The organism is Gammaproteobacteria bacterium (assembly GCA_016199745.1).
GTDB lineage: Bacteria > Pseudomonadota > Gammaproteobacteria > Acidiferrobacterales > Sulfurifustaceae > JACQFZ01.
The window spans coordinates 1-12002 of sequence record JACQFZ010000008.1; the positions used below are offsets into that span (position 1 = coordinate 1).

General features: G+C 58.7%; 12 protein-coding genes. 2 read left to right on the forward strand and 10 right to left on the reverse strand.

Going from position 1 to position 12002, the window contains the following annotated elements; translation table 11 throughout:
* Positions 1 to 124, forward strand: a 124-nt coding sequence (locus tag HY308_01865) for a transposase (GenBank protein MBI3897022.1), incomplete at its 5' end; no start/stop codon positions are given.
* Between the two features lie 229 nt (positions 125 to 353).
* On the opposite strand, the gene HY308_01870 is transcribed toward HY308_01865, so the two are convergent.
* From HY308_01870 to HY308_01910, 9 genes are all read right to left on the reverse strand, one after another.
* A complete protein-coding gene (locus tag HY308_01870) occupies positions 354 to 1010 on the reverse strand; it encodes a methyltransferase domain-containing protein (GenBank protein ID MBI3897023.1) in 657 nt (218 codons plus the stop codon).
* A gap of 141 nt (positions 1011 to 1151) precedes the next feature.
* Positions 1152 to 1424 (reverse strand): DUF167 domain-containing protein, encoded by a 273-nt coding sequence (locus tag HY308_01875; GenBank protein ID MBI3897024.1) that lies wholly within the window; start codon positions 1422 to 1424, stop codon positions 1152 to 1154.
* A gap of 11 nt (positions 1425 to 1435) precedes the next feature.
* Complete coding sequence (locus HY308_01880; protein MBI3897025.1) at positions 1436 to 2410, reverse strand: quinone oxidoreductase; 975 nt, start codon at positions 2408 to 2410, stop codon at positions 1436 to 1438.
* Positions 2411 to 2479: 69 nt separating this feature from the next.
* The gene (locus tag HY308_01885; protein ID MBI3897026.1) at positions 2480 to 4012 is read right to left on the reverse strand and encodes a DegQ family serine endoprotease; all 1533 of its coding nucleotides are present in this window, start codon (positions 4010 to 4012) and stop codon (positions 2480 to 2482) included.
* Between the two features lie 121 nt (positions 4013 to 4133).
* Positions 4134 to 6743 carry an ATP-dependent chaperone ClpB gene (gene clpB / locus HY308_01890; protein MBI3897027.1) on the reverse strand — a complete coding sequence of 870 codons (2610 nt, stop codon included), beginning with the start codon at positions 6741 to 6743 and terminating at the stop codon, positions 4134 to 4136.
* An 85-nt stretch (positions 6744 to 6828) separates the two neighbouring features.
* Positions 6829 to 7095, reverse strand: a complete 267-nt coding sequence (locus tag HY308_01895) for a cupin domain-containing protein (GenBank protein MBI3897028.1) — start codon at positions 7093 to 7095, stop codon at positions 6829 to 6831.
* Between the two features lie 110 nt (positions 7096 to 7205).
* Positions 7206 to 7697: a hypothetical protein gene (locus tag HY308_01900; protein MBI3897029.1), complete on the reverse strand. Its 492-nt coding sequence runs from the start codon at positions 7695 to 7697 to the stop codon at positions 7206 to 7208.
* A gap of 2 nt (positions 7698 to 7699) precedes the next feature.
* A complete protein-coding gene (locus HY308_01905; protein MBI3897030.1) occupies positions 7700 to 8395 on the reverse strand; it encodes a 1-acyl-sn-glycerol-3-phosphate acyltransferase in 696 nt (231 codons plus the stop codon).
* Positions 8392 to 9696, reverse strand: a complete 1305-nt coding sequence (locus tag HY308_01910) for an MFS transporter (protein ID MBI3897031.1) — start codon at positions 9694 to 9696, stop codon at positions 8392 to 8394. Before HY308_01910 ends, HY308_01905 begins: the two co-directional genes overlap by 4 nt.
* Before the next feature lie 168 nt (positions 9697 to 9864).
* Here HY308_01910 and nadC point away from each other — a divergent pair, with 168 nt between their 5' ends.
* A complete protein-coding gene (gene nadC / locus HY308_01915) occupies positions 9865 to 10719 on the forward strand; it encodes a carboxylating nicotinate-nucleotide diphosphorylase (protein MBI3897032.1) in 855 nt (284 codons plus the stop codon).
* On the opposite strand, the gene benE is transcribed toward nadC, so the two are convergent.
* Complete coding sequence (benE, locus tag HY308_01920; protein MBI3897033.1) at positions 10720 to 11934, reverse strand: benzoate/H(+) symporter BenE family transporter; 1215 nt, start codon at positions 11932 to 11934, stop codon at positions 10720 to 10722.
* Positions 11935 to 12002: the final 68 nt, after the last annotated feature.

The window sequence follows — 12002 nt, forward strand, 5'->3', positions numbered from 1 at the left end:
CCTCATCGAAAACTTCTTTGCCAAACTCAAACAATTCCGCGCCGTTGCCACGCGCTATGACAAACGGGCGCGTAACTTCCTGGCGGGTATTTATTGTGCGGCTATTTGGGTGTGGTTGGCGTAATTGGTGACACGCCCTAGAGCTGCTACAACGCGTCTGGATCGGCCGGCAACGCTTGTTTAGTCTCGGTTGGCGGCGGCTGCCACAGACGTTGCTAGCGCGATTAGCGCGGCGTGCAGCGCAGATCGAGCTGTCGGCACCGGCACCCGGCGGCTGATCGTCGCCCACAAGCATTGATGTGGTAATGGACCGCAGTAGCGGTAATTCAGTTCCCGCGGGTTGGAGGGTATAACTATGCTGTGGCGTTAAGGGATACCGGCATCAGGCGTTCTTTATTGTTACGCGCCCGCAATAAGCTCCAATATCCAAATAGGTTTACGCGTTGCTTATCGCAGACTTCTAAATTGGTATCACGCACAAATGTATCGAGCGAAAAATCCGGGTGAAACCCGACCAAGCGCGACAGCGGCGCGAGCATACTTTCGACGCCGCCGACGATGGGATTGGGACTGTGAAAGTGATTGACGATAAATATTTCGCCGTCAGCTTTACAAACTCGTCGCATCTCGTCGACCAATCGCTGCGGATGCGGAACCACCGAGACCACGTACATTGCCACCACTTTGTCGAAGCTGTTATCGGCGAACAGCATGCGCTCGGCGTCCATCACGTGTAGCTCGACACCGCGATAAATTCCTTCTCGCGTTAAACGCGAGCGTGCTCGCTCGAGCATTTCTGGAGAGATATCGATGCCCGCAACCCGAGTACCGGCAGGATACAGCGGCAAAGACAAGCCAGTGCCTACACCGACTTCGAGGATGCGTTGCCCCGGCCGACAATTCATACGCTCGATAACGGCGCGGCGGCCAGGCTGAAAGACTGCGCCAAAATAAAGATCGTAAAGTTTGGCGTAACGTCGATAGGCAGTTTTTATTGCTTCGATTTCCATCGATCGATTACCTCATCATCCCAAAGAGTAGCGCGCCGCGCTGCGGCAAAGGCGATCGCAGAAAATAACCTATTCAGACCTCAGTGCATAGGCACAGCACGCACGACGAGTCCGTTGCCTCACAAGGGTTTCTTAATGTGATTAACTCGTTAATATTTTGTCGATACGACGTTGCAACTCTGCGTCATCGAGGACATCGACTTCGATAATTTTTCTTTCACTTGTTTCACCGGCAACAAGCCGGACACGTTTACGCGCCAGCTGCAATGATTCGGCAATCAAGGCAATGACCGCTGCATTCGCCTTGCCGCGCTCCGGCGCAGCTGTCACACGCAGCTTCAACGTATCGCCCATCCAACCGACGAGTCCATTGCGCGACGCCTTCGGCACCACCTTTACGCGCAACGTTGCCACAACAATCTTTACTAGGGCAACAACACCGTTGAGCCGGTGGTGCGTCGCGCTTCTAGATCGCTATGGGCGCGTGCCGCTTCCGCCAGCGGATAGGTATGACGTATGTCGATTTTGACAGCGCCAGACTGCACGACAGTGAACAGATCATGCGCGTGGGCAAGCAGGTCTTCACGTCGAGCGATATATTCGTTCAACACCGGCCGCGTAAGAAATAGCGAGCCCTTAGCAGCAAGCAAGCTAACGTCGAACGGTTCGACCTTGCCGGACGACTGGCCGAAGCTGACCAACGTACCGCGCGAGCGCACACAATCGAGTGACTTCAAAAACGTGGCACGACCAACAGAGTCGTAGACGACATCGACCCCGCGACCGCCGGTGATCTCACGCGTGCGCGCAACGAAGTCGTCGTCGTTATACAGAATCACATGATCACAGCCGTTGGCGCGAGCGATATCGGCTTTCTTCACCGAGCCGGCGGTACCGATGATGGTGGCGCCGAGATGCTTCGCCCACTGGCAGAGAATCTGCCCGACGCCGCCGGCGGCGGCATGCACCAGGATCGTGTCGCCACGCTTAACCGGATAACAACCGTACAACAGATAACGCACGGTCATGCCCTTCAGCATCATCCCGGCCGCCTGTTGCGTGGAAATATCGCCCGGTAATTTAACCAAGCGATTCGATGGTGCCAGACGCACTTCGGCATAGGCACCCAGCAAGCTTGCGTAAGCCACACGATCGCCAACAGCGACTTCGGTGACGCCGGCACCGATCGCTTCGACGATGCCGGCGCCTTCCGCGCCTATCGTCACCGGATACGTCGGTAAGGCGTAAAAGCCGGTGCGGTGATAAACGTCGATAAAATTTAGGCCGATCGCTTCTTGACGAATACGCGCCTCACCCGGCGCCGGCGGACCGGGATCGTATTCTTCCCAGCGCAACGTCTCGGGACCTCCGGTAGCGGACAGGCGTATCGCTTTTGGCATCGCACCCTCTTCGCGTTTTTTTATCCAAAACAAAAGGGGCCGGAAGTCCGGCCCCTTAGGCATTGCTGCTTACGGCTTAACGACAATGAACAACTTATTCCCCTGACGATTAATGCGCAGCAATGTTCCTTCACTCTTCGACAGCTTGCCGTTCAGACGTTTTAGATCAGCCACGGACCGAATCGTCTGCCGATTGATTTCCATGATGACATCGCCCGGCTCGACGCCGGCGACAGCCGCCGGGCTATCCGGGGCAACGCCCGTCACAACGACGCCGGTCGTGCTGGACGGCAAACCTAATTGCCGAATGATATCTGGCGTGAGGTTGCTCACTTGCAGGCCAGCGAGTACAGACTTGCTACCCTCGTCGCCTTCCAAGGTTTCGTCCGAGTTCTCCGCCTGCGCAACCTCTTTCGGTTGCTCGGCGATCTTGACGTTGAACGTCTGCTTCTTGTTTTCGCGCAGCACGTCGACCTTGACGGTCTTACCGATCGGCACTTGCGCCACCATATTGCGCAATACCTGCGGGCTCTCGACTGGCCGGCCTTCGAGCGCGACGATGACGTCGCCCGACTTGATACCCGACGCTGCCGCCGGGCTGTCAGGAATCACCTCGCTGACCAACGCGCCTCTCGATTCGGTCAAGCCAAATTGCTTGGCGAGGTTCTGCGTGACTTCCTGGATGGAAACACCGAGCCAGCCGCGCGTGACTTTGCCATTTTTGATGAGACTGTCCATCACCGCCCGCGTCATGTTAGACGGCACGGCGAAACCAATCCCCATATAGCCGCCGCTGCGCGAGAAAATCGCGGTATTGATACCGACGAGCTCGCCGCGTGTGTTCACCAATGCGCCGCCGGAGTTACCCGGATTGATCGCCGCATCGGTTTGAATGAAGTCTTCGTAGTCGGCGATGCCCACGTTAGCGCGGCCGACTGCACTGACGATGCCCATAGTGACAGTTGAGTTCAGTGCAAACGGATTACCGATGGCGAGGATATATTCGCCCACATCTAGTTTGTCGGAATCGCCCCACGGAATGACCGGCAGATCGCCTTTGACGTTGATTTTAACGACGGCGATGTCTGTCTTAGGATCGGTGCCGACGACCTTGCCGACGAATTCGCGCTTGTCGTTAAGCAGCACTTTGATCTCGTCGGCTTTGGCGACGACGTGGTTGTTGGTGACGATATAACCTTCTTTAGAAACGATCACACCGCTGCCGAGGCTGTTTTCGCGCCGTTCACGCGGCACCTGAAAACGCTTATAAAACTCGTCACCGAAAAATTGGCGAAAGAACGGATCGTCCATGAACGGCGACATCTGCTGCTCGCTGCCGCTGCCGCCACCACCGCTGCGAATAACACGGGACGTAGAAATATTAACGACCGCGGGTGTTGCCGCTTTGACGATCGGCACGAAGTTCGGCCCGGCCGTTACCGGTGTCGGTAACGGTAGCGGGGCTGGCGCCGCCGCTTCAGCGCTGCCGGCCTCGGCCATCCAACCGAAATGCGGACTCATGACGACGCCGGCAATTAAACCGGCAAATAAAAGTAGGCCGGCGATCAAACCAATCCGGAAAGAACGTCTTTCGATAGTCATCTTGTTATGTGCTCCAGAGACGAGGACCTAAGCCCATGGATCCGACAAACCCCGAAAAGTTCACAGGCCATTTGCCTTTTTACTTCTTCCCCCGCTTCGGCCGGAGGGGATTCGGGCGGTGTTACGCGGCACTGGTCTGCTGCGCCGCAAATTTTTTGCGGAACACGAGTCGATCCGGCGCCGCGTCGACGAGGATAACATCCTTCGGACCAAACTTCCCGGCAAGGATTTCCTGAGCCAGCGGGTTTTCGATCGTCTGCTGGATCGCGCGCCGGAGCGGCCGCGCGCCGTAAACCGGATCGAAACCGGCCTCGGCCAGCCGATCGAGCGCGGCACGCGTCAGTTCTAAATCCATGTCACGCGTCTTTAGACGCTGACGCAAATATTGGATTTGCAACTCAGCGATCCGATGTAAATGTTCGCGACCGAGCGAATGAAATACGACGATGTCATCGATGCGATTTATAAACTCCGGCCGAAAGTGTTGGCCGACAATTTCCATGACGGCGTGCTTCATGCGCGCATAATATTCTTCGCCGGGCATCTCTTGAATTACGGTCGACCCGAGGTTCGAGGTCATGATAACGACGGTATTGCGGAAATCGACCGTACGCCCTTGGCCGTCGGTAAGGCGACCGTCATCGAGCACCTGCAACAACACGTTGAATACGTCCGGATGCGCCTTCTCGACCTCGTCGAGCAGGATCACCGAATACGGTTTGCGCCGCACCGCTTCGGTTAAATAACCGCCCTCTTCGTAACCGACATAACCCGGCGGTGCGCCGATCAGGCGCGCGACCGAATGCTTCTCCATGAACTCGGACATATCGATGCGCACCATCGCTTCATCGGTATCGAACAGGAACGATGCCAGTGCTTTCGTCAGCTCGGTCTTGCCGACACCGGTAGGGCCGAGGAACAAGAACGAGCCGTACGGCCGACGTGGGTCGGACAGACCGGCGCGCGAACGGCGAATGGCATTCGACACCGCCTTGATCGCTTCATCTTGGCCGACGACGCGTCGACCCAGATCGTCTTCCATGCGCAGCAACTTCTCGCGCTCGCCCTCCATCATCTTTGCCATCGGAATGCCGGTCCAACGCGAGACGATCTCGGCAATTTCATTTTCGGTGACTGAATTGCGCAGCAACTTGAATTCCTGGCCCTTGCCTTCCTGCGCCGACGCACTCGCCAACTGCTTGTCGAGCTCGGGGATGCGGCCGTACTGCAACTCGGCCATGCGCGTGAGATCACCGGCGCGGCGCGCGGTCTCGAGCTCCAGGCGCGCGCGTTCGAGCTCTTCCTTAACGTGCGCGCTGCCGACCACTTGCGACTTTTCAGCCTTCCAAATTTCTTCGAGGTCGGCGTATTCGCGCTCGATCTTTTGAATCTCGCCTTCGAGCATGGACAAGCGCTTCTTCGACGCCTCGTCCGGCTCTTTCTTCAAGGCCTCGCGCTCGATCTTCAGCTGAATCAAACGACGTTCGAGCCGATCCATCGACTCGGGCTTGGAGTCGATCTCCATGCGGATGCGCGCCGCCGCCTCGTCGATCAAGTCGATCGCCTTATCCGGTAACTGCCGGTCGGTGATATAGCGATGCGACAACGTCGCCGCGGCGACGATCGCCGGGTCGGTGATGTCGATGCCATGGTGCACTTCGTATTTTTCTTTCAGGCCGCGCAGGATGGCGATGGTGTCTTCGACCGACGGCTCGTCGACCAATACCTTTTGAAAGCGCCGCTCGAGCGCCGCGTCCTTTTCGATGTACTTGCGATACTCGTCGAGCGTGGTGGCACCGACCGCATGCAGCTCGCCGCGTGCCAGCGCCGGCTTCAACATGTTGCCGGCGTCGATTGCGCCTTCGGCTTTGCCGGCGCCGACGATAGTGTGCAGCTCGTCGATGAAGAGGATGACGTTGCCTTGTTGCTTGGCGACGTCGTTCAGCACCGCCTTCAACCGCTCTTCGAACTCGCCGCGGAATTTAGCGCCGGCGATCAGCGCCGCCATGTCGAGCGACAACAGCCGCTTGCTCTTTAACCCCTCCGGTACTTCACCGTTGACGATGCGTTGCGCTAAGCCTTCGACGATGGCGGTCTTGCCGACACCGGGTTCGCCGATCAACACCGGGTTGTTCTTGGTACGCCGTTGCAAGATTTGTACGACCCGGCGAATTTCTTCGTCGCGACCGATAACGGGATCGAGCTTGCCCTGCTCAGCCCGTTCGGTCAGATCGACCGTGTATTTCTGTAAGGCTTGGCGCGTTTCTTCGGCGTTCGGATCGGCAACCTTCTGACCGCCGCGCATGGCGTCGATCGCCTTCTCGATGCCGTTCTTGGAGGCGCCGGCTTCGCGCAGGATACGCCCGAGATCGCCTTTGTCTTCCAACGCCGCCAGCAGAAACAGTTCGCTCGAGATGTACTCGTCGCCGCGCTTCTGCGCGTACTTGTCGGTGAGATTGAGCAGCTTGCCAAGATCGTTCGAGACATGCACTTCGCCGCCGGCACCGTGTACCGTCGACAGACGTTCGAGCGCTTCGCCGATCTTCGAGCGCAGCGCATTGAGGTTCACGTCGCTCTGCATGAGCAGATGGCGCGTGCTACCGCCCGCTTGATCGAGCAACGCCGCCATTAAATGCACCGGCTCGATGAATTGATGATCACGCCCGAGGGCGAGGCTTTGTGCCTCGGCCAACGCCGCCTGGAACTTCGAGGTCAATTTATCCATACGCATGCGAAGGTCCCCATCTCGGTCGATGACTATTGTGTCTAAATGGGAGTCTTCCGGCCTATTTCAAGTCTGCCGCAGCGGCGGAACACTACTTACGGCCGCGCGGCAACTCGTCGCCGCTCTTGGTGTAGGCCGGCGGGACATAGATATTGAGCGTTTTTAACGGTGTCCGGCCGGTATTGAGAATTTGGTGACGGTCGCCGCGCTCGATCAACAGCAACGTGCCCGCCGCTAGCGGCAACCGCCGGCCGTTGACGAGAGCGGTACCGGTGCCGGCGACGACGTAAAGCCATTGATCGCTACCCCGATGGCGGTTATCCGGATCGTCATCGGCATCGCCAGGCGGCAACACCATCTCCGCCGCTTGCGCATGACGGTTGCCGAAGATGACGCGAAATCCCTTACCGAACCGAAGTTTCTTGCGTTTCACGACCGCCTCCGTGGCCAAATTTATTCCTAGACAATCTAACCGCCGTTCTTAGTCCCAGACTCCGACTCGTTACGCGTGGCTACCGCCTGGATATAGCGCACGAATTCAGGGTCCTCACCTTTTAACAAGGTCGGCAATGCCGTACGGAAATCCTCGCGTTCGCACCACTCGCCCATGTAGTCCTCCCACGAGCGCCAGCGCCGCAACTGGATCGGCGACATAGCATGCTCGTGCAATAGCAGGTAGGCGCGCTCGAACAATGAGATCAGCATATCGAAGATGATCATCATGCGCTGGCGTTGCTCGTCGGTCAGGTTCGGCGTGCTCGTTGGCACGAACAAACGCAGGTCCGGATTGTCGAGCACGACCCTTAAGAAATCTTGATAGTTATCGGACAGCGCTTGATAGACCTCGTCTTCTTCATTGGCGCGTTCCTTACGCTGTTCGTAAATGAAGACGAAGATGGCGAGCGGCAAGCCAACCACGGTGACGACGTAACTCAACAGCTCCCAAGTCTCCATCGACATTGTTAGCTCGCTACCTGTTTTGTATGTAACGCTTCGCTCAATTGTTCGAGGCACGACTCAGCAGTGTGATCGCGGCAACGTAGTAACGGCCGTTTCTCGATGCGTGCGCGGCTGCGCATGAACACCGCGCGCACGGTAAAACCCTGACCGCGCACGCCATTGATCCGCACCGGCACTACCGGCGCACCACTCATCTTCGACAGCAGCACGATACCGCGCTTGAGCGGTTTTGGCGGCTGATGGTCGGGGCGAATCTGTCCCTGCGGAAACAGCGCCACCACTTCACCGCGCGCCAGCGCTTGCCGCGCCAAGTAAAGTGCACGACGCGGATCGTGCTCGCGCGTAATCGGTATGCAACCGACGGCGCGAAACAGCCAGCGCAAATACCAGCGATCGTACTGCTCCTGGGCAATGATAAAGCGCAATGGCCGGCGGCTGGCGGCGATCAGCAACAACGGATCGAGACCGGAGACGTGATTGCTGGCGATCAGCACCGGACCGCGCTCTGGGATCGGCAATATTTCGGTCGGCAAGCCATGAAACCTGCAGCAAAAAAGTCGGTTCAAACCGTCGAGCCAATTCAACCAGGCGCTGCCCCACTCTGCCTGATTGGCGACTTCGCAAATGGCGATGAATCGGCGCAGCAGCCAAACACCGAGCGCAACGAAAAAGATGCCGGCTAACCAAGCGCCATTCATGAGGCCGCCAATGCGGCGGCGCGACCGCGGCGTTCGTCGACACTAAAGAGCAACGCTAGACCGACGATAAAAAAAATCGACGTGGCCAACAACGCTAATCGATGGTTACCGTTCGAGAGATAGGTGATAAATCCATATGTCAGCGGTCCAACGACCGCAGCGAGCTTACCGGCTAAACCCCACAAACCGAAAAACTCGGCCGCGCGTTCCGGCGGCGAAAATTTTCCGACCAGCGCTCGGCCGGCCGACTGACTGGAACCGAGCGCAACGCCGACCAGATTAGCCACGACCCAAAAACCGGCGCGGCCGTCGGTGAAGTAGGCCAGCACCAGCGCCACCGCCCATAACAGCAAGGCGATTGCCAACGTCCGCACCGATCCGAGCCGATCTTGGAACATGCCAAAGGCGAAGGCACCGACCGCGGCGGTGACGTTTACCACCAAGATGAGCACGATGCTCTCGCTCATGCTGAAACCCATCACCTCTTGCGCATAGACCGCCGCTAAAACGACGACGGTATTAATGCCGCAATAATAAATCGCGAGCACCAGCAAAAAACGAAACAGATCGCGGTAGTGGCGCACATGCCGCAGTGTATGGCCGACGCGTTTGAAGCCGATGCTGACGTAACTTTCGCCCGGCGCTAACGGCTGCGGTACGGCGCGTTCGCGCAGCCAGAGGAATGTCGGCAACGACGCCAACGCGAACATCGCCGCGGTGATCCACATCGTCACCGGCACCGATGCCGCCGCCGGCTGGCCGCGGGCGCCGGCCGACTGCAGATACATCAAGCACATTCCCAACACCAGCAAGCCGCCGATGTAACCGAGCGACCAACCGTAGCCGGAGATGCGAGCCATATTTTGTTCGGCGGCGATCTCGGGCAAGAACGCCGCGATAAAATTTTCGCCGCTAGCGAACATGATGCTGGCAACGATGACCAACGCCATGCCGAGAACCACATCGCCGTCGCCGACGAATCCGAGCGCGGCGGTAAACAGCACACAGCCGATCGTGGTCAATGCCAGAAAGCGCTTCTTGTGGGCGCCGTGATCGGCGATGGCACCGAGCACCGGCGCGCTGATCAGCACGAGAAAATTGGTAATCGCCATTGCCACGGTCCACAACAGCGTCGCCCTGGCGGAGCGGTCGACGGCACCGCCGGCAACCACACCGACGAAATAGGCATTGAAGATAGCGGTCAAGACGACGGTGGTGTAACCGGAATTGGCGAAATCGTACATCGCCCAGGCGAAGATCTCGCGACGGCTGGCGGGATTCGAGGTCGCTGAGCGAGTCACGAGATTTTCAGATAAACCGTATTGTTATTTTCTGAAGGGTGAGTGCACGCGCAGGAGGATAACGCACTGCTAATCGGTGTCAATGCAAATCAAAGTCGATGCGTGACGATATGCCGCTTTCTCGCAGACTCGACGCCGCCGCCGAGATTTGGCTAGACTCGGTCAGCCATGAACGCACCCAACCTTCCCCCTACTGACACTATCGCTGCCGCCGTCCGCATCGCTTTAGCCGAGGATATCGGCAATGGCGACCTGACAGCGGCATTGATCCCAGCAACCGGAACCACCCACGCGAGCGTCATCACCCGCGAAGACACCATACTCTGCGGTTGTGCTTGGTTCGACGAGGTTTTCCACCAGGTCGAACCGCAGATCCGCATTACCTGGGACGCAAACGACGGCGACGCGGTCGGCGCCGGCCAACGGTTGTGTCAATTACAGGGTCCGGCGCGCGGCTTACTGACCGGCGAGCGCAGCGCCCTCAATTTCCTACAGGCGCTATCCGGCACTGCCAGCGCGGCACGGCGCTACGTCGATGCGATCCGCGGCACGCGTACCATTATCCTTGATACCCGCAAAACCTTGCCGGGCATGCGGCTGGCGCAAAAATACGCGGTCCGCTGCGGCGGCGCGCAAAATCACCGGGTCGGGCTATACGACGGCATTCTTATTAAAGAGAACCACATCGCCGCCGCCGGCTCGATTACCGCCGCCGTCGGCGCCGCTAAGGCAAGCGCGCCGGCGGGCGTCTTCGTCGAAGTCGAGGTGGAGAATCTGCCGGAATTGCACGAGGCCCTGGCCGCCGGTGCTGAGCGTATCTTGCTCGACAATTTTTCGCGCGACGATATCCGCCAAGCGGTTGCCGAGACGGCGGGCCGGGCAAAACTCGAAGTATCGGGCGGCGTGACGCTGGCCGATATCCGCGGTTTAGCCGAAACCGGCGTGGATTACATCTCGATCGGCGATATCACCAAAAACTTGCGCGCGATCGATTTATCGATGCGCATCGAGCAGCGCCGTTAACTACGGCGCCGATTTATCGCGGCGTGCACGCCGCGCCGACCAACGCCGCTGAATACTGCCGTGCAAAATTACGCGCGCACCGACGCCGGCGATTAAGCCCCAAAACGCCGCACCCAATCCCAGCAACGTAACGCCGGAAGCAGTGACAATGAAGGTAATGAAGGCGCTCTCGCGCTCGGCTTCATCCGCCATCGCTTTGCTAAGACCCGCGGTCATGGCGCCGAGCAATGCGAGCCCGGCGATGGTCGCGATCAATTCTTTCGGTAACGCCGCGAACAGCGCGACCAACGCGGCGCCGAACAAACCGATGACAACATACGCCAGCCCGGCGACGACGCCGGCGACATAACGCTTACTCGGGTCTTCGTGTGCTTCGCGACCGGTGCAAATGGCAGCGGTGATAGCGGCGAGATTAATGCCGTGTGCGCCGAACGGCGCTAACAGCAGCGCCCCGATCGACGTCACGCTCACCAGCGGATTGGCCGAGGTGCGATAACCGGCGGTGCGCAGCACCGCCATGCCCGGCATGTGCTGACCGGTCATGGTTACCAAACAAAGCGGCACACCGATGCTGACGAGGGTCGCCCAAGAGAATGTCGGCGTCGTCCACAGCGGTTGCGCCAAGGTCAAGGCAAATCCATTGAACGCAAACAAATCACCGAATGCGGCGATAACGACGCCGACCGCGAGCGCGCCGACAACGGCGTAACGCGGTAGCGCCCGCCGCAGCAACACGTACGCCCCGAACATTGCGATCACCATCGCCGCCTGCGTCTTGATGGCGGCGAACACGTCGATGCCGAAGCGGAACAAAATGCCGGCGAGCATGGCCGCCGCGATTTGCTGCGGCAGGCGCGTCATGAGGCGTTCGAACAGACCGGAGATGCCGAGTAAGGCGATGACGGCGGCGGCAAAAATGAAAGCACCGATGGCGTCGCTGTAGCTGACGCCTGGCAGGCTCACGACTAACAACGCCGCACCGGGCGTCGACCAGGCGGTAATCACCGGTGTACGGTAACGCAGACTCAAGGCGACACCGGTAATGCCGCTGCCGATCGAGACCGCCCAAATCCATGAGCTGAGCTGCGCCGCCGTAAGCGATGCGGCGTTGGCCGCTTGGAACAGAATCAACGCCGGACCGGCGTAACTGATAGTCACCGCTACCAGTCCGGCGACGACGGCCGATAGCGACAAGTCTTTCTGCAAAGTTTTCATCGACGAACGAGATGTTCCGGCAAGCCCGCCGATTTGACCAGACACAGAACGCGCTGGAAAATCGATAA

Coding starts and splice junctions, on each gene's coding strand:
- HY308_01870 (MBI3897023.1), bottom strand. CDS start 1,010: ATGGAAATCGAAGCAATAAAAACTGCCTATCGACGTTACGCCAAACTT.
- HY308_01880 (MBI3897025.1), bottom strand. CDS start 2,410: ATGCCAAAAGCGATACGCCTGTCCGCTACCGGAGGTCCCGAGACGTTG.
- HY308_01885 (MBI3897026.1), bottom strand. CDS start 4,012: ATGACTATCGAAAGACGTTCTTTCCGGATTGGTTTGATCGCCGGCCTA.
- clpB (MBI3897027.1), bottom strand. CDS start 6,743: ATGCGTATGGATAAATTGACCTCGAAGTTCCAGGCGGCGTTGGCCGAG.
- HY308_01895 (MBI3897028.1), bottom strand. CDS start 7,095: ATGGTGTTGCCGCCTGGCGATGCCGATGACGATCCGGATAACCGCCAT.
- HY308_01900 (MBI3897029.1), bottom strand. CDS start 7,697: ATGTCGATGGAGACTTGGGAGCTGTTGAGTTACGTCGTCACCGTGGTT.
- HY308_01905 (MBI3897030.1), bottom strand. CDS start 8,395: ATGAATGGCGCTTGGTTAGCCGGCATCTTTTTCGTTGCGCTCGGTGTT.
- nadC (MBI3897032.1), top strand. CDS start 9,865: ATGAACGCACCCAACCTTCCCCCTACTGACACTATCGCTGCCGCCGTC.
- benE (MBI3897033.1), bottom strand. CDS start 11,934: ATGAAAACTTTGCAGAAAGACTTGTCGCTATCGGCCGTCGTCGCCGGA.